The sequence below is a fragment of the Vibrio xiamenensis genome (assembly GCF_900100015.1).
Taxonomy (GTDB): Bacteria; Pseudomonadota; Gammaproteobacteria; order Enterobacterales; family Vibrionaceae; genus Vibrio; species Vibrio xiamenensis.
Genome location: NZ_FNDD01000001.1, coordinates 21,507 through 44,796, shown reverse-complemented (window position 1 = coordinate 44,796; position 23,290 = coordinate 21,507). Strand labels below are relative to the sequence as shown.

Genomic DNA, 23,290 nt, shown 5'->3' with positions numbered 1-23,290 from the left:
ATAAATGTCAAAATTAAAGGGCAGTAGCACTTCTTAAAGCTACTGCCCGTATCCTTTTATTTCTCTTCGCTGCGTTGGTATTCACCCGCGGCTTTCACAAAGCCAGCAAACAGTGGATGACCGTCACGAGGCGTTGAGGTGAACTCTGGGTGGAACTGAGCCGCCACAAACCATGGATGATCTGGGTTTTCAATCATTTCTACCAGTTTCTTATCTGCTGATAGACCTGAAACCTTCAGACCCGCTTTTTCAATTTGCGGACGAAGCACGTTGTTCACTTCATAACGGTGACGATGACGTTCATGGATCGTATCGCTGCCGTAAAGTTCACGAGCTTTTGTACCTTTCTCTAGGTGACATAATTGCGAACCTAGACGCATTGTACCACCAAGATCTGACGCTTCAGTACGCTCTTCTACGTTACCTTCGCCATCGGTCCACTCTGTAATCAGACCAACAACAGGGTACTTGGTGTCTTTATTAAATTCGGTTGAGTGCGCGCCTTCCATACCCGCGACATTGCGCGCGTATTCAATTAACGCTACTTGCATACCTAAGCAAATACCTAAATATGGAATCTTATTTTCACGTGCGTATTGCGCCGCGCGGATTTTGCCTTCGATACCACGGTCGCCGAAACCACCTGGTACTAGAATAGCATCCACACCTTCTAAAACGTCAATACCTCGCGTTTCTACATCCTGAGAATCGATGTATTTAATGTTGACGCTTAGGCGATTTTTCAAGCCAGCATGCTTGAGAGCTTCGTTGACTGACTTGTATGCATCAGGCAGCTCAATGTATTTACCGACCATACCGATGGTCACTTCACCTGTTGGGTTGGCTTCTTCGTAAATAACCTGTTCCCACTCAGACAAATCCGCTTCCGGTGTGTTAATACCAAAACGAGCACACACAAGATCATCCAAGCCTTGAGAGCGGATAAGTTGCGGAATCTTGTAGATTGAATCGACGTCTTTCATTGAAATAACGGCTTTTTCTGGCACGTTACAGAACAACGCGATTTTCTTACGCTCGTTGGCTGGAATCATACGGTCGCTACGGCAAACCAGAATGTCTGGTTGAATACCGATAGACAGTAACTCTTTCACCGAGTGCTGAGTTGGCTTGGTTTTCACTTCGCCAGCCGCCGCTAGATATGGTACTAAAGTTAAGTGCATAAACATCGCACGTTCACGGCCAAGTTCAACCGCAAGCTGACGAATCGCTTCCATAAATGGTAGTGACTCGATATCCCCCACAGTACCACCAATTTCAACGATCGCGACGTCTTGTCCTTCAGCGCCAGCGATAACACGATCTTTGATCGCATTGGTAATGTGAGGAATAACCTGAATGGTTGCGCCTAAGTAATCGCCACGGCGTTCTTTACGTAGAACGTCCGCATAAACACGACCGGCAGTGAAGTTGTTACGTTTTGACATCTTGGTACGAATGAAACGTTCGTAGTGACCAAGGTCTAGGTCAGTTTCTGCGCCATCTTCTGTGACGAACACTTCACCATGTTGAATTGGGCTCATTGTGCCTGGATCAACGTTGATGTAAGGGTCAAGCTTCATCATGGTAACTTTAAGACCACGAGCTTCTAGAATCGCTGCCAGTGATGCAGCGGCAATACCTTTACCTAGAGAGGATACGACCCCGCCAGTAACAAAAATGTAATTTGTCGTCATGTTTAACCTGAAATTGGTTGAATGAGGGAAATGGATTTCTTCTGGACGGGACGAAATTGTACCAGAAGCCCTTAACCGCCACAACGTGAAATATATCACACCGGTGTATTTCTTTTTTGCTTCAAATCAAAGCCGATACAGAGAGGGCTAAACCTTTGATTGAGGCATTTTTCCACTCCCAAACATTAAGCGACCTATTTGGACGAAAAATGTTTCTCTTGGCGTTTAATTTGTTCCCAAAATGCATCGAGCTCAGCAAGCGAAAAATCGGTTAATGGCCGTTGTTGCAAAGCTGCCAATTGTTCAACACCTTTGAAACGACGCGCAAATTTGGCATTGGCACGCCCAAGTGCGACTTCGGGATTTTTGCCCAGGTGACGGGTCATATTCACAACAGCGAACAGCAAATCTCCGAGCTCGAGCTCTAGAGCATCGTCATCCATCGGGACCATCAACGCTTCTTGTTGGACTTCTTCTATCTCTTCATGCACCTTATCAACCACAGGGCCAAGTGAGTCCCAATCAAAGCCATATTGCGCGCATTTTTTCTGCATTTTGGTGGCTCGCAACAGCGCGGGAAGCGAGTTTGGTATTGAGTCTAGAATACTTTGCTCAGCTTCGCCTCTTAGCGCTTTCTCTGCCGCTTTCTGCTTTTGCCAGTTCTCAACCAGTTGCTGCTCGGTTGAAAAATTTTCATCACCAAAAACATGCGGATGGCGGCGAGTCAGTTTTTCATTGACGGTTTCGACTACGTCTTGAAAATCAAACAACTCTTGCTCTTTGGCGAGCTGACTATAAAAGATCACCTGAAACAGCAGATCGCCAAGCTCTTCTTTGAGGTTTTGCCAATCGCGTTGATGAATGGCGTCGACCACTTCGTAGGTTTCTTCGATGGTATGCGGCACCACAGAATCAAAGGTCTGCTTGATGTCCCACGGGCAACCTGTTTCTGGGTCGCGAAGCTGGCGCATGATTTGCTGTAACTGTTCGATGGGATGGCTCATGGTGCGCAATTCCTTTTAATATTCTTAACCGAATGTAGCGATAAAAATAAAAAGGTGAGCGGCGTAACCACTCACCTTCCCTAATTGTACTGCCGAGTGGCAAAGCTTACGTGAGACGTTTTACTGTCATCACATCACGAATCTGCTCGACGCGTTTGGCGATTCTTGGCAACACTTCGACATTATTCACTTCAAGGTCAAAATCCATGATGGTCATCTGACGACGATAATCGACGCGACTCTTCATGCTGGCGATCTTGATCTTTTCATTGGCCAATAACGTGGTGATGTCTTTAAGCAATCCGCCTCGCTCCATCGCTTCCACGCGCATAGTCAATATATACGAGCCAACGAAACCACTGCCCCACACGGTATCAATGATGCGCTCTGGCGCGTGATGGCGTAATTCATCCAACTGCTCACAATCAACGCGATGCACCGAAATGCCACGACCTTGGGTAATATAACCGCAGATTTCATCACCAGGAATTGGCTGGCAGCAACGAGCAAGATGGGTCATCAGGTTATCAACCCCTTCCACCACAACCGCATCTTTTTTCGGTCGACTGGTAACGCGATGTTCAGATTCTTGAAGTTTTTCCAGCGCTTGCTGATCTTCTTCTTCCGCGGTTGGCTTATTAACTAACGCATTGATATGGTTAATTATCTGGTTAATACGCAGATCACCACTGCCAACCCCGACATACAGCTCATCGGCCGAATTAACGTTAAAGCGTTTTAGCGCGTACTGCTCGGCATCTTTTAAGGTAGCGCCGATTTTTGCCAATTCACTTTCAAGGATTTCACGCCCTGCTTCGAGGTTTTTCTCGCGGCTCTGTTTACGGAACCAAGCGTTGATCTTGGCGCGAGCTCGACCTGAGTGAACAAATCCGAGCGATGGGTTTAACCAATCGCGTGACGGGTTCGGCTCTTTAGAAGTAATGATCTCGACTTGGTCACCCATGTGCAGTTTGTGCGTGAACGGCACAATACGCCCGCCGACTTTGGCACCGATACAGCGGTGACCGACTTCCGAGTGAATGTGATAAGCGAAATCGAGTGGCGTAGCACCCATAGGTAAATCCACCACGTCGCCGCGCGGCGTAAACGCATAAACGCGATCATCAAACACTTGGCTACGCAGTTCATCCAGCATTTCACCGGAATCGGACATCTCTTCTTGCCAATCAAGCAGCTTACGCAGCCAAGTAATTTTCTCATCATAGCCGCTACGACTGCTGGCACCTTCTTTGTATTTCCAGTGCGCAGCAACACCAAGCTCCGATTCTTCATGCATCTGCTTGGTACGAATTTGAATCTCGATGGTTTTGCCTTCCGGGCCAAGGATCACAGTGTGAATCGATTGGTAACCATTGGGTTTGGGGTTAGCTACGTAATCGTCAAACTCGCTCGGTAAGTGTTTAAATTGCGTGTGCACCACACCCAGTGCGGCGTAACAATCTTGCAGTTTGTCGGCAATGATACGCACCGCGCGCACATCAAACAGTTCATCAAACGCCAAGTTTTTCTTCTGCATCTTGCGCCAGATACTGTAGATATGTTTCGGACGTCCGGTCACTTCTGCATTGATGCCGCACTCTTTCATCTCTTTAGACAGTGAATCGACAAAGTCTTTGATGTATTGCTCGCGTACAATGCGGCGCTCAGAAAGCTGCTTGGCTATCTGTTTGTAAGTGTCAGGATGTCGATAACGAAAAGCGTAATCTTCAATTTCCCACTTTAACTGACCGATACCAAGACGGTTCGCCAGTGGCGCGTAGATATTGGCACACTCTTTTGCTGCCGCGCGGCGCACTTCGTCGGGCGCTTTCTTTACTTCGATAAGGTTGCAGATTCGCTCGGCGAGCTTAATCACCACGCAGCGAAAATCATCGACCATAGCGAGCAACATGCGGCGCACGTTATCGACTTGCTCGGAGGCTTCACCGCCCTCTTTGGTCACATTCAATTGACCGATAGCCGCCATCTCTTCGACGCCTTCGATCAATTTCAAAATTTCTTTACTGTATTTTTCTTCTAGCTGATCTTGTGGATACGCACCGGTAGACACCAAAGGAAACAGCAACGCGGCCTCTAGCGTGGCTTTGTCCATCGATAGCGTAATCAGAATTTCGATCATTTCACGTCCACGCCACAACAATAACGTGGCTTGCTCATGACCCTCTAGCACGGTTTCACACTGACGATAGACGTCAGTCAGAGCGCGAGAGATCTTGGCGTCCTGACCAAGACTCGCGATCCATTTTTCCAGCTCAAACTGTTCGTTTTGATTCAAATGTGCGCTTCGTACCGCAACCATTTTTCTATCCTGTTATATTTTTTATGTGTGGACGCACTCGCTCCTGAGCGCAATCACTTTATTTTACAAACAGCGCCATTGATTCCAAATGGCTAGTATGCGGAAACATGTCCAGCATACAGAGGCGCTGTAAACGGAAACCTTGACTCAGCAAACTCTGACTATCTCTAGCTAGGGTAGCAGGATTACATGAAACATAAACCACTCGCGAGGCGCCAAGCGCCGCCAGTTGGTCAACAATGCCCGCCGCGCCGGCGCGAGCTGGGTCAAGTAAGATTTTATTGAACTTCTGCTTCGCCCAAGCTTGAGTAGTCAGCGGCTGCTCAAGGTCGGCGTGATAAAACTGGGCGTTATCCAGTTGATTAAGCTTGGCATTGGCACGCGCTTTAAGCACCATTTCATCGACGCCTTCAACACCCACCACAGCCTCAACTTGCTTGGCCAACGGCAAGGTAAAATTACCAAGCCCACAAAACAGATCCAGCACTTGGTCTTGTTTGGTCAGTGCCAACCAATCTAACGCTTTGCCAACCATATCGCGATTCACACTTTGATTGACCTGAATAAAGTGGGTTGGTTCAAACGCCATTTCAACGCCGGTTTCTTGATAACTTGGCGCATCACCGTGAATACGAACTAATTCATCACTTTGTGGCATTAGATACAAAGTAAGTTGTTGCTCACTGGCTAAGTCTTGCAGTAATTGAGCATCTTTGTTTTTTAGGGGGCGAGTATGCCTGACCAGCAGCACACGTGCGTTGTCCCCCTTCACGATTTCGACATGCCCCAATGAGGTCGGATCTGCAAACTGATTCAAGCAAGCATGAATGTGCGGCAGTAACTGATTTAAAGACGGCTCAAGCACAGGGCAATTCTGCACCGAGACAATTTGCTTACTGGCTTTTTGGCGAAAACCGATTTGCAGTTGCGAGGCTTTTTTGTCAAACCACACACTCAAACGCGCGCGGCGGCGATAGCCAAGCTCTGGGCTGGCGACAAATTCATCCAACTCAATATCTTGCTTGGCAAATTTTGCCATTAGCTGTTTTAGCGCGCGCTGTTTATATTCTCGCTGCGCTTTAAGTTCAAGGTGCTGCATATTACAGCCACCGCACTGGCTAAAATGCGGACAAAATGGCTCAATACGCTGAGCACTGGCATTTACCAGCTTAATCATGCGCCCACGAGCATACTTACTTTTACTTTCAGTAAGTTGAGTAACAACTTGCTCGCTAGGCAGCGCACCTTCGATAAACAGTGGCTTGTTGTCCAAATACGCAATCCCAGCGCCATGATGATCCAGATTTTCAATCGTAACGGATTGATGTTTAGTATTAAGTTGGGTCTTTTTCTTGGGTTGGAAAAAACGCGCCATGCTATTGCCTATCTATGATTACGCTACTATTTGCTGCTTAAGAATCACTATTTCTCTGCGCAGTCGTTGTGTGAGCCGCTCGAGTTGATTATGCTTATTGTTTCGACGGCTTTGGCACCAAAGTTATTACCAACTAGCCGGTGCTAGGGGCTATTTTCCCATATCCACACCGTGATGTTTAGATAATAATGACCAGATATGGCTTACGTGCCCGTGTAATTACTCTGACTTTAGCGCCGACGTTGATCATCGGTTTGTTATTAAGTGCTTTTTTCTCGTTTAATCGTTATCACGATTTAGAGAAGCAAATGATCGATTCCGGCCTCAGTATTATTGAGCCACTGGCGATCGCGAGCGAAAATGGCCTGAAAAACAACAGCCGTGAACAGGTACGCCGCATCATCAGTTATGCACACCGGAAAAATTCCAAGCTAGTGCGCAGTATCGCGGTGTTTGACTACAACCATGAGCTGTTTGTTACCTCCAACTTTCACCCCAATTTTGCCTCGCTGACTTATCCCAAAGACAAGCCGATTCCATTATTGGTCTCATCAGATTTACACGACAACACGCTGATTTTACGTGCCCCAGTGCTGGCTGAGTCCGGCGTTATTGCCACTCCGCAAGGTCAAGCTGCAGGTCAAGCACTCGGCTATATCGCCATTGAAATGGACCTCTCATCACTGCGCTTGCAGCAATACCAAGAGATTTTCTCGGCGTTTTTGGTGCTACTGACGGGTTTGGGTTTGTCGGCGATATTTGCCATGCGCTTGATGCATGATGTCACCCGCCCTATCACCCACATGAAAAACATGGTCGACCGCATTCGCCGCGGACACCTTGATGTGCGAATTGAAGGCAAGATGCATGGCGAGCTGGATTCGCTGAAAAACGGTATCAACGCCATGGCGGTTTCGCTGTCTGAATACCATGTTGAGATGCAGCACAGCATCGACCAAGCGACATCAGATTTGCGTGAAACGCTTGAACAGCTTGAAATCCAAAACGTCGAGTTAGACATCGCCAAAAAACGCGCCCAAGAAGCGGCGCGAGTGAAATCTGAATTCCTCGCCAACATGTCACATGAGCTGCGCACGCCACTTAATGGTGTGATTGGCTTTACTCGCCAAATGCTCAAAACCCAGTTGACCAATAGCCAAACAGATTATCTTCAAACCATTGAAAAATCGGCAAACAACCTGCTCAGCATCATCAACGACATTCTCGATTTCTCCAAACTTGAAGCCGGTAAACTGGCGCTGGAAAACATTCCGTTTGAGTTTGAAGAAACCTTAGAAGAAGTGGTCAGCCTGCAAGCCACCAGCGCCCATGAAAAAGGCCTTGAAATCACCCTCAACATCGACCCAGAAATTCCTACTGGATTGGTCGGTGACCCGCTGCGTATTCAGCAAGTGCTCACCAACTTGGTGGGGAACTCTATCAAATTTACCGAGCGCGGCAATATTGATATCAGTGTCGAACTGCGTTCGCGCAAAGACGACATTGTTGAGCTGCAATTTATGGTGCGCGACACCGGCATCGGTATTTCCGAGCGTCAACAAGCGCAGTTGTTCCAAGCCTTTAGCCAGGCCGACGCCAGCATTTCTCGTCGCTATGGCGGCACAGGTCTTGGCCTCGTCATTACCCAGAAACTGGTCAGCCAAATGGGCGGAGAAATCAGCTTAACCAGCCGTTTACACCAAGGCTCGACGTTCTGGTTAACCTTGAGTCTACACGCGACGCATATGCCGGTCAGCGATCATGTTGATACCGATTTACTCAGCCAGCGCACCATCTTGTTGATTGAATCGAATATGCAAGTGGCGACCATCACTCAAAAAATGTTGCTCAAGGCCGGACTGCAAGTGACTAGCCGTTCAAGCTTGCCTGACAGCGTTGAGAAATTCGACTACGTACTACTCAACTTAGCCGCCAATCGCAGCAATGATCAGCACGAAGTCGAACAGTGGGTTGAACACGCGATGCAGTGCGCGCCGCACGTGGTGGTCGGCACGCCAAGCACCGCGTTAGCGCTCTCTGACCATTTGCTGCAAAAATATCAAGTGCACTGCATTACCAAACCGCTATCGCGTAAAAAGCTGATGCAAACTCTGGTCGCCAACCAAGATCACCTACCGGAATTACCGCCGCTCCCTGTGGTCAGCAGTGAAAAACTGCCGCTTAAAGTCATGGCGGTAGACGACAACCCTGCAAACTTGAAATTAATCAGCGCGCTACTGCATGAACACGTTGAAAGCGTCACCACCTGCACCAACGGTATGGATTCGGTCAACCTTGCTGAGAGCCGCCATTTCGACATTATTTTGATGGACATTCAGATGCCGCATATGGATGGTGTCACCGCGTGTCGTAAGATCAAAAAGACTGAATTAAACGCCAACACACCCGTCATTGCAGTCACCGCGCATGCGCTGGCTGGTGAACGTGACCGTCTGCTTAAAGCCGGCATGGATGATTATCTGACCAAGCCAATTGAAGAACACGTATTGCAACAAGTGTTGATGCATTGGAACCCGTACGCCGACCAAAATGAATTTGGCAAACTCGAGTTGGTGCATCATGAACCAGAGCAAGATACGGCAAATAGCGAGCAAAGTTATCGCAACATCATTATCGATTGGCAAATGGCGCTCAAGCAATCGGCCAACAAACCCGATTTAGCCAAAGAGATGCTGCAGATGCTGGTCGACTATATTCCAGAAGTGAATCAAATTGCCGAGCAAGCTTTAAATGGCGAAAGTAGCCGTGAAGATTTGGTTCATCATGTCCACAAACTGCATGGCAGCAGCTCATATTGCGGTGTCCCGCGCTTGAAGAAAGTGTGTGAAACCCTAGAGAAAGGACTGCGCTCTGATGCCGCTTTAGCGGATTTAGAGCCAGAGCTGTTTGAGCTACAAGATGAAATGGAAAAGGTCACTGCCAGCGCAGTGCCCTATCTGCAAGACGTAACGTCACTGCAAGATCAAGATTCGTAAATCACTGTCGCCACCGCGTAGTGGCGTTCATCGGATATCGATAAATGAATCGCTTGAATCGCGCGAGCTGCTGCCAGCTCGCGCGCTTTGTTTTCTAGCGTCAGTATCGGTTTGCCATGCTCATCATTGGTGATGATAAAATCTTGAAACGTCACGCCTTGAGCAATTCCCGTTCCGAGCGCTTTGGAAGCCGCTTCTTTGGCGGCAAAACGTTTGGCCAGAAAACGCCCTGGCTGTTTACGTTCGCGATATGTCACAAGCTCAGCAGTGGTTAATATACGCTCTGCAAACGCATCGCCGCTGCGAGCGAGCACTTTCTCAATTCGCTCGATTTCAGCAATATCGGTGCCGATACCTACAATTGCCATGTTATTGGCGCGCCGCGACCATCGCTGCTTTCATGTCAGCAACGGCTTTTTCTAATCCATCAAACACCGCGCGGCCAATGATCGAATGGCCAATGTTGAGTTCGTAAATTTCTGGAATTGCAGCAATTGGGGCAACGTTGTGATAAGTCAGACCGTGCCCAGCATTCACGCAAATGCCTAAATCGCTGGCGTAAGTGGCACCCGCGGCGATTTTTTTCAATTCAGCTTGGCGATCTGAGTCGTTTTCAGCATCCGCATAATGCCCTGTATGCAGCTCAATAAAAGGAGCGCCACACGCTTTGGCAGCATCAATTTGCTCGCGGTCAGCATCGATAAACAGCGAAACTTTGATTCCGGCTTGAGTCAGTTTTTCAGTAGCGGCTTTGACTTTGTCTAAATGACCTTTGACATCAAGGCCGCCTTCGGTAGTGAGCTCTTCACGCTTTTCTGGCACTAAACAAACGTACTCAGGCATGGTTTGCAATGCAATTTCAACCATTTCATCGGTCACTGCCATTTCCAAGTTCATACGCGTTTGAATGGTTTCACGCAGAATTCTGACATCGCGATCTTTGATGTGGCGACGATCTTCGCGCAGATGCACAGTGATTCCATCTGCTCCTGCTCGTTCTGCAATTTCTGCCGCATGAACCGGATCAGGGTACTTAGTGCCACGTGCGTTACGCAGCGTCGCGATATGATCGATGTTTACCCCTAAGTAAATTGAGCTCATGTTCCAATACTCCTTGCTCTGGGATTGTTGAGGATAGATACAAACAATTCCCGACTTTTTAATGGTTTGCCGCCAAGATAAGGCTTAAGTGCTATGCGTGTAAAGCGTTTGGCAGCTCTGAGTTGTTCTTTGGTGACAAAGCGCCGCTCACTGATTGCAATCAGCTCATTGCCGTAAAAGGTTAAGTTGTCGTTACGCACCGAAGCGATAAAGCCTTTTTGCTCACGATAACGATAGGTCATATTCGGGTCGACAGGCTCGCCAGTACCAGCGCAGTGAAGAAAATCGACGCCGTAACCCATCGCTGAAAGTAACGCGAGTTCAAAACGGCGCAGCGCCGGCTCTGGGTTATCGCATTGCGCCAGTTCGGTTAAGGCATGCAGATAGTCATGAAACAGCCCCGGCATTGGCACTTCGGCCATCAACACTCGGCCAAGCAATTCGTTGACATACATGCCGGAGTAAAGGGTGATGCCAGCAAGTGGCAAGCCTAAGCTGATGGGCTCAGCTTGGCGCAGCGTTTTCATCGAGCTGTTGCCCGACCATTTGAGTAATAACGGAGTGAACGGCTGCAAAGCACCTTTTAACGACGAACGCTTACTACGCGCGCCTTTAGAGATTAACGTAATGCGGCCATGTTCTTCGCTGAACACATCCAAAATCAAACTTGATTCGCTGTAAGGCCGACGATGCAACACAAAGCATCGCTGTAAACCGTCACTCAATAGCCGATCCTTTCAGATACCAAAAGAGAGAGTTAATACTCTCTCTTTTATGGGTAGAACTCAATTTCTGCTCACCACATGCATGGAAAAATTCATCCGCTGATGTGCGTGATTATAAGTCGTCGATATAACCCAGTGAACGCAATGCTCGCTCATCATCCGCCCAGCCCGATTTCACTTTCACCCAGGTTTCTAAATACACTTTGCGGCCAAACAGCTCTTCCATATCAAGGCGAGCTTCACGACCAATGGTTTTGATCTTATCACCGCCTTTGCCAATCACCATTTTTTTCTGGCCATTGCGTTCAACCAAAATCAGCGCATTGATATGAAAACCGTCGGTTTCTGGGTTGTAATCGAAACGCTCAATTTCCACAGTCACGGAATAAGGCAATTCTTCACCGGTAAAACGCATCAGTTTTTCACGTACGATTTCCGACGCCATAAAACGTTGGGAACGATCAGTCACGTACTCTTCTGGGAAGTGATGCGTTGCCTTTGGCAAGTGCTCACGCACATGCTTACGGATCACATCGATGTTTTTGCCTTGTTTGGCCGAAATCGGCACCACATCGACAAACTCCATCTTCTTCGACAGCTCATGCATGTGAGTCATCACGTCGTTGCGGTCTTTAACGTTGTCGACTTTGTTGACGCACAAAACCACTGGGAAGTTGGATTTTTGTAGCTTGGTCAACACCATTTCATCGTCGTTGGTCCAATGGGTACCATCGACCAGAAACAGCACTAAATTGACATCACTGAGTGAAGAGTTCGCCGCGCGGTTCATCAAACGGTTGATGGCGCGTTTTTCTTCGATGTGCAGCCCCGGAGTATCGACATAAATCGCTTGATAGTCGCCTTCGGTCTCAACACCCATAATACGGTGACGAGTGGTTTGCGGCTTGCGTGAAGTGATGGAAATCTTCTGTCCGAGGATATGGTTAAGCAGCGTTGATTTACCCACGTTCGGACGACCAACAATGGCAATAAAGCCACAGTGTTGGTTCTCTGGAGATGGAGTGTCGCCTTTTGATGCGAAGAACGCATCAATATCAAATTCGTTATCAGCCATTGGATAATTGCTCTAATGCTAGTTCAGCCGCAGCTTGTTCAGCTTTACGACGACTGGTCCCTTTACCAATAACAGGCTTTCCAATTCCTGCCACTTCACACTCAACCGTGAACTCTTGGTTGTGTGCTTCACCTTTAATTTTAGACACTGTGTAGACAGGAAGAGGTTTTCTTCTGCCTTGCAGGAATTCTTGCAGGCGCGTTTTAGGATCTTTCTGTGAGACTCCAGGTTGAATACTCTCAAGACGGGTTTGATACCAACTTAAAATAATGCCACGAACCACTTCGATATCGCTATCTAAGTAGATGGCACCAATAATGGCTTCGACCGCATCAGCGAGAATAGAATCACGGCGAAAACCACCGCTTTTCAGTTCACCTGGACCTAATTTTAAGTGATCTCCTAGTTCGAACTCGCGACCGAGTTCTGCCAGCGTATTACCGCGCACCAGAGTTGCACGCATACGGCTCATGTCCCCTTCATTTACTTTCGGGAAACGATGATAGAGATCGTCAGCAATGACAAAACTTAAAATTGAATCGCCCAGAAATTCAAGACGCTCGTTGTGTTTTCCGTTGGCGCTGCGATGTGTCAGCGCCAAATTGAAAAGATCGATATCTCTAAATTGATAGCCGATCTTTCTTTGCAGTTTTGCTATTAGAGTAGTCATACTCTCTCTTTGTGTTCTTGTCCGCAGCGTTGTTTATACTGCAGATCAGTTAATACCACCGATGCGATTGAATCTCACACCTGTTGGAATCCATGAAGGCAGAATACTACTTGGGTCGCGATCAAATTCAAAACTGATCCAAATCGCCACAGCTTTACCGACAAAGTTCCCTTCTGGCACAAAGCCCCAATAACGACTATCGGCACTGTTGTCACGATTGTCGCCCATCATGAAGTAGTGGCCTTCAGGCACTACCCACTCATTGACACCACCACGAGGTCGATATGCACTCACGCGATCTCGGCGTATCGGGTTGATCAAAATATGGTGTTCTACATCGCCAAGGTGCTCTTGCATCTCAGTCAAAGGAATACCATCTTGGAAAAATTCGCTCTGCTCGACATTTGACAATTTCACTGGCTTACAAGTGTCGGTGCCTTTGGCTTGAACGCAGATTTGTTTGTCGCTGCTGTAACGCACGATATCGCCTGGTAAACCAACCACACGTTTAATGTAGTCAACACTTGGATCAACTGGGTATTTGAATACCGCGATATCACCACGTTGAGGTTTACCGGTTGCCACTAGCTCAGTGCGCCAAACCGGATCTTTAAGACCGTAAGCGTATTTTTCAACTAAGATGAAATCGCCAATCAGCAGCGTCGGCATCATAGAGCCAGACGGAATCTGAAACGGTTCAAAAATAAATGAACGCAAAATCAGTACAAAGGCAATGACAGGGAAAATCGACACACTGTTCTCAACCCACCAAGGCTGAGGCGCAATTTTCGCTTTGGTCGCTTCGTCTAACTCTTGAGTTTGACCGACCATCTCGACAACTTTTTGCTCGCGCTTTTTACGCCAAACCAACTTGTCCAGTACCCAAACGATACCTGTGACAATAGTGACGACGACTAAAATCAGTGAAAATAAGTTTGCCATTAACTTCCCTTACATTAAAAAGTGAAAGAGCCGTAGCTCTTTCACTTAACCTTATTGGTGCTGAAAATACTCAACAACGCTTAGTCTTTACCTACATGAAGAATGGCTAGGAACGCTTCTTGAGGCAGCTCTACGTTACCGATCTGCTTCATACGTTTCTTACCTTCTTTCTGTTTCTTCAACAGTTTCTTCTTACGGCTAACGTCACCGCCGTAACATTTCGCGATTACGTTCTTACGTAACTGCTTCACGGTTGAACGTGCGATGATGTGGTTGCCGATCGCAGCTTGAATCGCGATATCAAACATTTGGCGAGGAATGAATTCTTTCATCTTCTCAACCAACAAACGACCACGAGATTGAGCGTGATCTTTATGCGTGATCAGCGCCAAGGCATCAACGCGATCGCCGTTAAGCAATACATCAACACGTACCATGTCAGAAGCTTCAAAGCGTTGGAAGTTGTAATCCAACGACGCGTAGCCACGTGAGGTTGATTTCAAACGGTCAAAGAAGTCGAGAACCACTTCCGCCATTGGAATATCGTAAGTGACGGCAACTTGGTTACCGTGGTAAACCATATCCACCTGCACACCGCGTTTTTCAACACACAGTGTAATCACGTTACCAAGGTATTCAGATGGCACCAAAATATTACAACGTGCGATTGGCTCACGAATTTCTTCGATATCATTGATGGCAGGCAGTTTGGCCGGGCTATCAACGTACATCACGCTGCTGTCGGTTTTTTCAACTTCGTAAACAACCGTTGGCGCCGTGGTGATCAAATCAAGGTCGTATTCACGTTCTAAACGCTCTTGAATGATTTCCATGTGCAGCATACCAAGGAAGCCACAACGGAAACCAAAACCCAGTGCCGCAGAGGTTTCTGGTTCGTAAAATAACGACGCATCGTTAAGGCTTAACTTGCCTAACGCATCACGGAAGTTTTCGTAATCATCTGATGATACTGGGAATAGACCGGCATACACTTGCGGCTTCACTTTTTGGAAACCAGGTAACGGTTTTTCACAACCATTTTTCGCCATGGTCAAGGTATCGCCAACTGGTGCGCCAAGGATATCTTTGATACCACACACTACCCAGCCCACTTCACCGGTATTCAAACCGTTGGTGTCGACTTGTTTCGGGGTAAAGATACCAATGCGGTCTACGCCCCAAACTTGACCAGTGCTCATGACTTTGATCTTGTCGTTTTTCTTTAGCGAACCATTTTTGATTCGCACCAAAGAGACCACGCCAAGGTAATTATCAAACCAAGAGTCGATGATCAGCGCTTGCAGCGGTGCGTCTGGATCGCCTTCTGGGGCTGGAATTGATGCAACAATGTTCTCTAGTACATCATCAACGCCTAAGCCAGTCTTGGCTGAGCAGCGCGTTGCTTCCATCGCATCGATACCGACGATCTCTTCGATCTCTTCAGCAACTCGCTCTGGGTCTGCCGCAGGTAAGTCGATTTTGTTTAGAATTGGAACCACTTCCAAATCCATTTCAATAGCGGTGTAACAGTTGGCCAGCGTTTGCGCCTCAACACCTTGACCAGCATCGACCACCAGCAGCGCACCTTCACAGGCAGCAAGCGAGCGAGACACTTCGTATGAGAAGTCAACGTGTCCTGGAGTGTCGATAAAGTTTAATTGATAGGTTTCACCGTCTTTAGCCGTGTAGTTGAGTGTCACACTCTGGGCTTTGATAGTGATGCCACGCTCACGCTCAAGATCCATGGAGTCAAGAACTTGCTGCTCCATTTCACGATCGGATAAACCACCACAAACTTGGATAAGGCGATCAGATAAGGTTGATTTACCGTGGTCGATGTGGGCGATAATCGAAAAGTTACGAATGTGCTTCATAGATTTGGGGTGACTAAACTCTTGTTAACGAGGAATAAGAATGCCGTCTAAAATGACGGCAGACAATTAAGTTGGCAGATTCTACCCAATTTCTGACCAGTTCGCACTAGCTAATTGGCTCTCCCAAGACTCTCACTAATACGACATCCTGACCAGATTGCGCTTCGAGTGTGCGTGCTAATCGCTTCGCTACCATCATACCCAAACCAACAAACAGTGCTGAGCTAGCAATAATCACGCCTTCACCACCAGAAAATAGCGGCGCTAACCACCATTGACCAATCACCGCACCGAGAATCATCGCCACCAGCGGCACGATGTACACCACCATAGCGGATAAAATTAAGCTGCGTTCTGGAAAGCCAATTTCAACAATTTGGCCAATTTTGACCAGTTTATTGGTTTGCAAAGTCCAGTTTAGAGCTTTGCTACCTACTGCTTTAGAGACAATGCCAGTGCCGCAGCTTTTCTGCGAGGCGCAGCTACTGCAACTGGTTTTCTGTTCACAACTGAGCTCGACTTCAAAGCCGTCGGATTGTGTGGTGACCGCTGACACGGTCGCTAAAGCTGTCATCATTGTTGCGCTTCCTGTGCGGTAAAGGTCACCGACTGAGCAATACGCTTAGCTGTCGCCGGTGGAATATCGCCAACAACAGAGATCTCATTCTGACCTTTGATAAAGCTATGGAAAGTACGACGGCCTTGACGTGCAATCTGGCCGACGGAGTCATCGTCCTTATTAGAGACATAAACTGAGAAGTTAAACAAGCCATCGGTGTACATTTGGCTTTCAACCAGTCGGTCTGTTACGGCCATACGATAACGGTTGAGTTCTAATGCCTCAAAGCCTTTTGGAATCCAACCGACATGCCAAAAGGTCGATTCTAAGTTCCCTTTCGGCAGAGACAATACTTCAGGCAGACGAACTTTCTTCAGCGCACTTAGTACTTCCGCTACACGTTGACTCACTGAGTATGAGACTGTGCGGTACTGTTCGAGAATTTCACCATCGCGATCGAGTAAATCAGCGCGCAGTGGCAATTTGGTTTTCTCATCAACCCACAGCACATACGAATAACGTAAGCCATCTTTGGGTACTACACGCAGTACCTGACAAGCACTGCCCGCTTCTCGAGCACGCCCAACGCGGATGAAGTCGTAATATTTGCCTAACTCTTTCACATCAGAGTTCAACAGCGGAATGGTTGGCGCAACCATAAAGCCCGATTCGATGGTAAAGGGTTCAACGCTAGGCTCGATATAACTGACTTCTTTGCCGCGGCGGATCACTTCTCGCACCGGGCCGCTTAAATAGACCAAGTGAGCGAGTTGCTCTTTTTGATCGTCAATGGCGTGTCGATACAGTATTGGTTCAATACTGTTTTTCTTGATAAGGATGTAAGAGAGTTCATAACTGAGTTGCTGACTTGCATCATGCATTTGAAGCAACAAAGCCTCTGCAGGCACTTCGTCTGCAAAGGCTACTGTTGTATTCAAACTGAGCAGTGTCAGCACACCGATCAGAAACTTTTTCATTCAACTACCGCTTCGGGGTCAACCATTTGATGCTCAGTGTCGCCACTGTTTAATCTCAATTGCAGTTCGTAATCTTGCAACATCGCACTAATGCGGCGGCGCTGCTCTTGAACATTGACTTCATTTACCTGACGCTCAACCGACTCACGAGTCAAACTCACAGGCTCAGCACTGCCGGCAAAAGGAACGGTTTGCAGAACAGGCAGCTTATCATTGCTACCGTCAGGCGCCGTGCCGTCACCACCATATTGCTGAACGCCCACAATCACAGCCAAAGTGACACAAGCAGCGACTGCTACTTGACCAAACTGGGTCAGCCACGTCGGCAATTGACGACGCGCTTTTTGCGGCTCTGGTTGTGATTCCGTGATGGCATCACGCAGATGAGTGACATTGGCGCGATCAACCAAGCTATGAGCAGGTTCATTCTCCAGTGCCAATGCGACACTTTCAGCGATATTCCACTCCAGATTTGCTGGAGCTTCACCGCGCATAACATCACCAATTAAATGGTAATCTTTCCAAACCTGCAGACTTTCTTGGTCTTGTGATAGCTCTGAAATTAAAGCTTTATCGACCAACTCTCCATCCATGAGTGCTGAAAGTTTTTCTTTGTCAGCCATTATTTTCACCATAGTTATTACCGGTTTTAGCGTTGCATCAAGGGTTGAATCTTCTTTTCAACCGCTTCACGAGCGCGGAAGATACGCGAACGTACCGTTCCAACAGGGCAATCCATCACCGCTGCTATTTCCTCGTAACTCAAGCCATCAAGCTCGCGCAACGTCATTGCGGTTTTTAAATCATCAGGCAGTGCTTCGATGGCACTGAAAACTACACGTTTCAATTCTTTGGACAACGTTAAGTTCTCAGGGTTCGAAATTTCTTTCAGTGCACTGCCTGTTTCGTAATATTCAGCATCTTCTGCGTCTACATCACTCGCAGGCGGCCTACGACTTTGTGCAACAAGATGATTTTTAGCGGTGTTCACAGCAATTCGATATAACCAAGTATAGAATGCACTCTCTCCACGAAAACTCGGGATCGCTCGGTACGCTTTAATAAAGGCTTCCTGTGCCACATCTGGCACGTCACCTGGATTATTCACGTATCGAGAAATGAGGTTGCAAACTTTGTTTTGATAGCGCAAAACCAAAAGATTAAACGCTTGTTTATCGCCGCCCTGAACTCGCTCAATTAATACCTGATCGGTCAACTGCTCGTTCATTCGAGCGTATACTCCTATCGTTATAAACCCCTATCTTCTCAGATATGGGTATTCATTATGCAAAATGTAGTATTGACACCACTGCTTACTTGAGCACTATTGTGACAAAACAATACGGATAAAGTTCAATCATTCTTGCTAACTTTTAAAAGAATATTTGCAAGAAATTTCAAAATAAAATGACAAAGTGATGTAACTCATACTTCTCTGTCTCGATTTTGGGGACGAAAGTAGTGAAAAGCAATGTTATTTACTAAGAATTGCAAATTCAGCGATGCTATGATTGAGCAAATTGAATGGGATAAGAGTACTCAAACTCTACTTTAGTTCGGGAATTTAAAAGTTTTATGAACGCAAACCGAGAACATCAATGCGATGTGTTAGTAATTGGTAGTGGCGCTGCAGGTTTAACCTTAGCATTACGAGTAGCCAACCACTGTGATGTGATTGTGCTCAGTAAAGGTCCACGTAGCGAAGGCGCAACTTACTATGCACAGGGAGGAATTGCTGCCGTTTTCGACGAATCAGACAGCATTGAATCTCACGTCCAAGATACCCTGATTGCCGGCGCAGGGATTTGTGAGCGAGACACCGTGGAATACATTGCTCAAAACGCCAAGGAGTGCGTGCAATGGCTCATCGATGGCGGTGTACCTTTTGACCGCGAAGAAAATGATGACGACGAACATCCACGTTACCATTTGACGCGCGAAGGTGGACACAGCCATCGCCGCATTCTGCACGCAGCCGATGCCACTGGCATGGCCATGCAAACTTCGCTGCAAGATAACGTTCATAATCACCCGAACATAAAAATGTTTGAGCGCTACAACGCTCTGGATTTAATTACCGAAGACAAAATTGGCGGCGATCGCAAGAAAGTCATCGGTGCTTATATTTGGAACCGCAATGACGAGCACGTCGAAGCGGTACGCGCCAAATTTGTTATCGTTGCCACTGGCGGCGCGTCAAAAGTGTATCAATACACGTCTAACCCTGACGTGTCTTCAGGCGATGGTATTGCCATGTCGTGGCGTGCCGGTTGCCGCGTGGCAAACCTAGAATTTAACCAATTCCATCCGACTTGTTTGTATCACCCAGAAGCGCGTAACTTTCTTCTGACAGAAGCTCTGCGCGGTGAAGGTGCGTATTTACTGCGCCCAGACGGTTCACGCTTTATGTTGGATTTTGACCAGCGCGCCGAACTTGCGCCGCGAGACATCGTCGCTCGTGCTATCGATTATGAGATGAAACGCCTAGGCGCCGATTGCATGTATCTCGATATCAGCCATAAACCGGCAGATTTTATCGAAAAACATTTTCCAACCATTCACTCTCGCTTGATGGAGCTTGGCATTGACATGACCAAAGAGCCAATTCCGATCGTACCCGCCGCGCACTATACCTGCGGCGGTGTGATGGTGAATCGCCACGGTCAAACCGATCTAGAGCAGTTGTATGCCATCGGTGAAGTGAGCTACACCGGTTTGCACGGCGCGAACCGTATGGCTTCGAACTCATTACTCGAGTGCGTGGTATACGCATGGGCGGCGGCCAAAGACATTCTGGCCAAGTTGGATTCAGCCACATTGCCATCAGAACTGCCGGCTTGGGACGAAAGCCAAGTCAGCAGCTCAGACGAAGAAGTGATCATTCAACATAACTGGCACGAACTGCGCCTATTTATGTGGGATTACATGGGTATCGTGCGTACTGACAAACGCCTAGAGCGCGCGCTGCGTCGTATTCAATTGCTGCAGCAAGAAACTCATGAATATTACAGTAACTTCCGCGTTTCAAATAACTTACTGGAACTGCGTAATCTGCTCCAAGTCGCCGAACTGATGGTGCGCTGCGCGATGCAACGCAAAGAAAGCCGTGGCTTGCACTACACTTTGGATTATCCGAATTTGCTCGAAAACAGCGGCCCAACCATATTGACGCCAGAACAGTTCTAATTCGAGCCTCAACAGACAAACGCCCTCAACGACCAGCCATCGTTGAGGGCGTTTTTTGTGTGCGTAGCATCACTAAAAGATGGCGATAATCGGCGTCACAAACACTATCTCGCCAGATACACACTTTCTCTCCAGACTTGAGCTCAAAGATAACTAACCAGGTATGAAAACTGACATCACAGCGCTGATAATAATATTGATGTTTGCCGATTCGAAATTGGTTTGAATCCAAGTCAATCACGCCGTGAAGTGGCGTCGGTAAAAGCTTGCGCTGAAATAAAACGGAAATAAACAAACAAAGTAAGCAGACACTTACAATCAGAGGAAAACCATTAATAGTGAGAACACTGATTGCCAATTGCAGAATCACCCATTGTACAATCAGTGCTTGAAAGGAAGGTGTCGCGTATAAATTAACGGACCTTGCTGAGGTTGTGCGCGACAATTTTATCGACCATAGCAGCGTGGCTGAGGTTTTCACTGCGACCATGGCCCATGATCCAAGTGAACAAGTCAGGGTCATCGCACTCAAGCAAAGAAACAAAATGCTGCTGCTCCGCTTCTGTCAGCGAATCAAAGCACTCTTCATAAAATGGCATAATCACCACATCCAATTCCAACATTCCTCGGCGACATGCCCATTTGATGCGCGCTTTCTCTTCCGCGGTGTACATTATTGTTATCCCTCACCTGTAGGTTGTTTCGCCGCAGTGTAACAAGCAAAATACCTGTCAGCCACTATCTCAGTCACACTAACGAGCAAGCTAACAAAATTACGTGTAACAACTTAGGCTTGTTTATTTCCATCGTTAACCATTAACATAGTCTGATAAGCACAACAACGACTCGGTAACTCAATATGAATTGGTCGAACACGTTTTCTCCTCTGTCACTTTCATCATCAGCCCCATTACCAAAACTGATGCTCACTCACCTTGAATCGTGGGCAGTAATCAGCGCAGTGGGCGATGACAAAATCTCTTATCTACAAGGTCAGCTCACTTGCGATCTGGTTTCTCTCGATAAACAACAAGCGACATTTGGCGCCCACTGTGATGCAAAAGGGAAAGTGTGGAGTGCGTTTCGCGCCTTCTATCATCGTGACGGTTTAGCCATGTTTCAGCCCAAATCAGCGCTGGAAAAAGAGCTTGCTGAGCTTAAAAAATATGCCATTTTCTCAAAAGTAACACTCGAAGCTAGCCAAGATATTGCGCTGGGCGTGATCGGCGAACAAGCTAGCGAATTCATCGCCGAGTTTGCCAACCCCGATCAGCAAGTCAGCGCTTTTGAACATGGCACTGCGGTCAAAATTGATTCGCAGCGCTGGTTACTTTTAGTGTCTGGCGAATTCGCCAACAGCTTAGTCAACGACAGCCAAGCTGAGTTGGTCAGCGAAAGTATTTGGACACGTTTAGATATTGAAAATGCTGTGCCGATTGTTCATGAAAAACAGCAAAATGAGCACATTCCTCAGGCATTGAACCTGCAAGCTTTGGGAGGTATTTGCTTTACCAAAGGCTGCTACACCGGGCAAGAAACCGTAGCCAGAGCAAAATATCGTGGCATTAACAAACGAGCGCTGTTCAGTTTGGCAGGTAATACACTAGAAAATATCGACAATTTTTGTGAGCAGGAACTTGAACGCTCCGTGGGTGAAAATTGGCGCAGTGCAGGCACAATTATGGCTGGATATCAGTTTAACGATGGGCATGCTATCGCGTTGGCGGTATTGCCAAATAATCTCGAACCAGACACTCAGTTTCGGTTAAAAGCGCAACCTGAAACTCAATGGTCAATTCAGCCACTACCCTATTCCTTGGACGATGAATAATCCCTTCTCAACACCGCTAACTGAATATTTAGACCAACAGCAGGTGGCTTACCGCCTGCTGCCCCATCAAACTCCAGCGACCACAATTGAAGATGCGGCCATGCAAAGGGGCATTCAAGCTCAGCAAATGGTCAAATCGATTTTGCTTCGTGACATGGGCGATCTGTACGCGCTCGCGTGCGTGCCTGGCAACCAATCGGTTGATCCTAAGAAAGCCCGTGCAGTTTTAAACTGTCGCCGTATGACTTGCGTAAACTTGGCGGATGTTCCCACCATTACTGGCTATCAAATCGGCTGCGTCGCACCACTTCTTTTACTTAAATCCATGCCGATTTTGATGGACCCAGAGCTGACCACTCACGACGAAGTGACTATCAGCAGCGGCAGCAACATGGCTGGAATCGCACTAAAGCCCAGCGATTTAATCCAATTATGCCAACCCATTTTGGTGGATCTGTGTAAATCCTGAGAATGCGTTACATCACATTACATAATTAATGAGATATTGCACTCATTAACCAAACAAATTATTGTAAATTTTTATTCATATTAAAAGCATAAGTAGTCACGTGAATGTTTTTGCTTTATGCTGGCGGTGTTGGTTAAAGTTCAAACAAATAAAGTTGTATTGTTTAATGTGTCGACGCGTGCTGAACATGATCTTAGCCGCCAAGCGATACGGTTCCTTCTCCAACAGAAAAGTGAATCCACTGATTGTTTCAGGACATCCACTTTTTGTGTAATGCATCTGTGACTATTCGCCCGCCACTGTGCGGGCTTTTTTTATCACGGACATGACAGCTGACTGTCACAATAAAAAAAACTTCGACTATTCTTAAAACGGTAACAAAAGTTCGGCTAAATAAGCTCGGCAACAGAGTTATGGCGAACAAAATTAGAATAAAAATGAGGAAAGAGTCACATGAAGTTGGATATTTGACTGCTTTTTTGCACACAGCAG

21 protein-coding genes are annotated in these 23,290 nt (G+C 47.2%); 4 read left to right on the top strand and 17 right to left on the bottom strand.

The window, feature by feature from the left end; all coding sequences use genetic code 11:
* Positions 1-56: 56 nt before the first annotated feature.
* The 4 genes from BLS03_RS00225 to rlmD all read right to left on the bottom strand — a co-directional run bounded on the left by BLS03_RS00225 (position 57) and on the right by rlmD (position 6,393).
* Positions 57-1,694 carry a CTP synthase gene (locus BLS03_RS00225; RefSeq protein WP_093268066.1) on the bottom strand — a complete coding sequence of 546 codons (1,638 nt, stop codon included), beginning with the start codon at positions 1,692-1,694 and terminating at the stop codon, positions 57-59.
* Positions 1,695-1,888: 194 nt separating this feature from the next.
* Positions 1,889-2,698: a nucleoside triphosphate pyrophosphohydrolase gene (mazG, locus tag BLS03_RS00220; protein WP_093268063.1), complete on the bottom strand. Its 810-nt coding sequence runs from the start codon at positions 2,696-2,698 to the stop codon at positions 1,889-1,891.
* Between the two features lie 106 nt (positions 2,699-2,804).
* Positions 2,805-5,018, bottom strand: coding sequence for a GTP diphosphokinase (gene relA / locus BLS03_RS00215; protein ID WP_093268059.1), 2,214 nt, complete (start codon positions 5,016-5,018; stop codon positions 2,805-2,807).
* A 58-nt stretch (positions 5,019-5,076) separates the two neighbouring features.
* Positions 5,077-6,393 (bottom strand): 23S rRNA (uracil(1939)-C(5))-methyltransferase RlmD, encoded by a 1,317-nt coding sequence (gene rlmD / locus BLS03_RS00210; RefSeq protein WP_093268056.1) that lies wholly within the window; start codon positions 6,391-6,393, stop codon positions 5,077-5,079.
* 188 nt (positions 6,394-6,581) lie between these two features.
* On the opposite strand from rlmD, the gene barA reads away from it, so the two are divergent.
* Positions 6,582-9,389 carry a two-component sensor histidine kinase BarA gene (gene barA, locus BLS03_RS00205; protein WP_093268052.1) on the top strand — a complete coding sequence of 936 codons (2,808 nt, stop codon included), beginning with the start codon at positions 6,582-6,584 and terminating at the stop codon, positions 9,387-9,389.
* Here the strand turns inward: barA and acpS are convergent.
* The 11 genes from acpS to rpoE all read right to left on the bottom strand — a co-directional run bounded on the left by acpS (position 9,377) and on the right by rpoE (position 18,540).
* Positions 9,377-9,757: a holo-ACP synthase gene (gene acpS, locus BLS03_RS00200; protein ID WP_093268050.1), complete on the bottom strand. Its 381-nt coding sequence runs from the start codon at positions 9,755-9,757 to the stop codon at positions 9,377-9,379. The genes barA and acpS overlap by 13 nt on opposite strands.
* 1 nt (position 9,758) lies before the next feature.
* Positions 9,759-10,490, bottom strand: coding sequence for a pyridoxine 5'-phosphate synthase (pdxJ, locus tag BLS03_RS00195; protein ID WP_093268047.1), 732 nt, complete (start codon positions 10,488-10,490; stop codon positions 9,759-9,761).
* Positions 10,487-11,215: a DNA repair protein RecO gene (gene recO, locus BLS03_RS00190; RefSeq protein WP_093268044.1), complete on the bottom strand. Its 729-nt coding sequence runs from the start codon at positions 11,213-11,215 to the stop codon at positions 10,487-10,489. Before recO ends, pdxJ begins: the two co-directional genes overlap by 4 nt.
* Positions 11,216-11,327: 112 nt before the next feature.
* Positions 11,328-12,290, bottom strand: a complete 963-nt coding sequence (era, locus tag BLS03_RS00185) for a GTPase Era (protein ID WP_093268042.1) — start codon at positions 12,288-12,290, stop codon at positions 11,328-11,330.
* Positions 12,283-12,960, bottom strand: a complete 678-nt coding sequence (gene rnc / locus BLS03_RS00180; protein ID WP_093268039.1) for a ribonuclease III — start codon at positions 12,958-12,960, stop codon at positions 12,283-12,285. The genes era and rnc overlap by 8 nt, the downstream gene beginning before the upstream one ends.
* 45 nt (positions 12,961-13,005) lie before the next feature.
* Complete coding sequence (lepB, locus tag BLS03_RS00175; protein ID WP_093268036.1) at positions 13,006-13,902, bottom strand: signal peptidase I; 897 nt, start codon at positions 13,900-13,902, stop codon at positions 13,006-13,008.
* A gap of 80 nt (positions 13,903-13,982) precedes the next feature.
* Positions 13,983-15,776, bottom strand: coding sequence for a translation elongation factor 4 (gene lepA / locus BLS03_RS00170; RefSeq protein WP_093268033.1), 1,794 nt, complete (start codon positions 15,774-15,776; stop codon positions 13,983-13,985).
* 106 nt (positions 15,777-15,882) lie between these two features.
* Positions 15,883-16,353, bottom strand: coding sequence for a SoxR reducing system RseC family protein (locus tag BLS03_RS00165; RefSeq protein WP_093268030.1), 471 nt, complete (start codon positions 16,351-16,353; stop codon positions 15,883-15,885).
* Positions 16,350-17,312: a sigma-E factor regulatory protein RseB gene (gene rseB / locus BLS03_RS00160; protein WP_093268027.1), complete on the bottom strand. Its 963-nt coding sequence runs from the start codon at positions 17,310-17,312 to the stop codon at positions 16,350-16,352. Before rseB ends, BLS03_RS00165 begins: the two co-directional genes overlap by 4 nt.
* Positions 17,309-17,935, bottom strand: coding sequence for a sigma-E factor negative regulatory protein (locus BLS03_RS00155; RefSeq protein WP_176765488.1), 627 nt, complete (start codon positions 17,933-17,935; stop codon positions 17,309-17,311). The genes rseB and BLS03_RS00155 overlap by 4 nt, the downstream gene beginning before the upstream one ends.
* Positions 17,936-17,961: 26 nt before the next feature.
* Positions 17,962-18,540 (bottom strand): RNA polymerase sigma factor RpoE, encoded by a 579-nt coding sequence (gene rpoE, locus BLS03_RS00150; protein WP_093268021.1) that lies wholly within the window; start codon positions 18,538-18,540, stop codon positions 17,962-17,964.
* 347 nt (positions 18,541-18,887) lie between these two features.
* Here rpoE and nadB point away from each other — a divergent pair, with 347 nt between their 5' ends.
* Positions 18,888-20,498: an L-aspartate oxidase gene (nadB, locus tag BLS03_RS00145; RefSeq protein ID WP_093268018.1), complete on the top strand. Its 1,611-nt coding sequence runs from the start codon at positions 18,888-18,890 to the stop codon at positions 20,496-20,498.
* Between the two features lie 25 nt (positions 20,499-20,523).
* On the opposite strand, the gene BLS03_RS26105 is transcribed toward nadB, so the two are convergent.
* Positions 20,524-20,988, bottom strand: coding sequence for a protein YgfX (locus BLS03_RS26105; RefSeq protein ID WP_425445086.1), 465 nt, complete (start codon positions 20,986-20,988; stop codon positions 20,524-20,526).
* A complete protein-coding gene (locus BLS03_RS00135; RefSeq protein ID WP_093268013.1) occupies positions 20,912-21,172 on the bottom strand; it encodes an FAD assembly factor SdhE in 261 nt (86 codons plus the stop codon). The genes BLS03_RS26105 and BLS03_RS00135 overlap by 77 nt, the downstream gene beginning before the upstream one ends.
* Positions 21,173-21,357: 185 nt before the next feature.
* Here BLS03_RS00135 and ygfZ point away from each other — a divergent pair, with 185 nt between their 5' ends.
* The gene (ygfZ, locus tag BLS03_RS00130) at positions 21,358-22,329 is read left to right on the top strand and encodes a tRNA-modifying protein YgfZ (RefSeq protein ID WP_093268010.1); all 972 of its coding nucleotides are present in this window, start codon (positions 21,358-21,360) and stop codon (positions 22,327-22,329) included.
* Positions 22,322-22,798, top strand: coding sequence for an aminoacyl-tRNA deacylase (locus tag BLS03_RS00125; RefSeq protein ID WP_093268007.1), 477 nt, complete (start codon positions 22,322-22,324; stop codon positions 22,796-22,798). Before ygfZ ends, BLS03_RS00125 begins: the two co-directional genes overlap by 8 nt.
* Positions 22,799-23,290 lie beyond the last annotated feature (492 nt).

Bases quoted from the DNA above. Each gene is read 5' to 3' on its own strand.
- BLS03_RS00225 (WP_093268066.1), bottom strand. From the start codon at position 1,694: ATGACGACAAATTACATTTTTGTTACTGGCGGGGTCGTATCCTCTCTA.
- mazG (WP_093268063.1), bottom strand. From the start codon at position 2,698: ATGAGCCATCCCATCGAACAGTTACAGCAAATCATGCGCCAGCTTCGC.
- relA (WP_093268059.1), bottom strand. From the start codon at position 5,018: ATGGTTGCGGTACGAAGCGCACATTTGAATCAAAACGAACAGTTTGAG.
- rlmD (WP_093268056.1), bottom strand. From the start codon at position 6,393: ATGGCGCGTTTTTTCCAACCCAAGAAAAAGACCCAACTTAATACTAAA.
- barA (WP_093268052.1), top strand. From the start codon at position 6,582: ATGACCAGATATGGCTTACGTGCCCGTGTAATTACTCTGACTTTAGCG.
- acpS (WP_093268050.1), bottom strand. From the start codon at position 9,757: ATGGCAATTGTAGGTATCGGCACCGATATTGCTGAAATCGAGCGAATT.
- pdxJ (WP_093268047.1), bottom strand. From the start codon at position 10,490: ATGAGCTCAATTTACTTAGGGGTAAACATCGATCATATCGCGACGCTG.
- era (WP_093268042.1), bottom strand. From the start codon at position 12,290: ATGGCTGATAACGAATTTGATATTGATGCGTTCTTCGCATCAAAAGGC.
- rnc (WP_093268039.1), bottom strand. From the start codon at position 12,960: ATGACTACTCTAATAGCAAAACTGCAAAGAAAGATCGGCTATCAATTT.
- lepB (WP_093268036.1), bottom strand. From the start codon at position 13,902: ATGGCAAACTTATTTTCACTGATTTTAGTCGTCGTCACTATTGTCACA.
- lepA (WP_093268033.1), bottom strand. From the start codon at position 15,776: ATGAAGCACATTCGTAACTTTTCGATTATCGCCCACATCGACCACGGT.
- BLS03_RS00165 (WP_093268030.1), bottom strand. From the start codon at position 16,353: ATGATGACAGCTTTAGCGACCGTGTCAGCGGTCACCACACAATCCGAC.
- rseB (WP_093268027.1), bottom strand. From the start codon at position 17,312: ATGAAAAAGTTTCTGATCGGTGTGCTGACACTGCTCAGTTTGAATACA.
- BLS03_RS00155 (WP_176765488.1), bottom strand. From the start codon at position 17,935: ATGGCTGACAAAGAAAAACTTTCAGCACTCATGGATGGAGAGTTGGTC.
- rpoE (WP_093268021.1), bottom strand. From the start codon at position 18,540: ATGAACGAGCAGTTGACCGATCAGGTATTAATTGAGCGAGTTCAGGGC.
- nadB (WP_093268018.1), top strand. From the start codon at position 18,888: ATGAACGCAAACCGAGAACATCAATGCGATGTGTTAGTAATTGGTAGT.
- BLS03_RS26105 (WP_425445086.1), bottom strand. From the start codon at position 20,988: ATGGTCGCAGTGAAAACCTCAGCCACGCTGCTATGGTCGATAAAATTG.
- BLS03_RS00135 (WP_093268013.1), bottom strand. From the start codon at position 21,172: ATGTACACCGCGGAAGAGAAAGCGCGCATCAAATGGGCATGTCGCCGA.
- ygfZ (WP_093268010.1), top strand. From the start codon at position 21,358: ATGAATTGGTCGAACACGTTTTCTCCTCTGTCACTTTCATCATCAGCC.
- BLS03_RS00125 (WP_093268007.1), top strand. From the start codon at position 22,322: ATGAATAATCCCTTCTCAACACCGCTAACTGAATATTTAGACCAACAG.